This is a genomic window from Bacillus sp. AFS018417 (genome assembly GCF_002560985.1).
GTDB lineage: Bacteria > Bacillota > Bacilli > Bacillales > Bacillaceae_G > Bacillus_A > Bacillus_A rhizoplanae.
This window is the reverse complement of record NZ_NTTM01000080.1, coordinates 1-205: the sequence shown is the minus strand read 5'-3', so window position 1 is coordinate 205 and position 205 is coordinate 1. Positions and strand designations below refer to the sequence as shown.

General features: G+C 34.1%; 1 pseudogene. It reads right to left on the bottom strand.

What is annotated here, in order from left to right:
- A pseudogene (locus CN326_RS22560) lies at nt 1-205 on the bottom strand (IS200/IS605 family element transposase accessory protein TnpB); the annotation flags it as partial.

Genomic DNA, 205 nt, shown 5'->3' with positions numbered 1-205 from the left:
GCACGGCTTTTAATAGCTGACATCATCTTTTTGTAAGCAAACATGCTCATCATCATGTTTGCTTTTTTGTTGCCATAAGGGTTCTTAACCTTTGCGTTTGTTGTGTTTAATTTTTCTACAACAATCGGTTTGTTTGCCTTTACAGCAATATCAACTAATGCAATGGCTTCTGCTTCCATAATTTTAGTAATTTGTTCTGATGTTT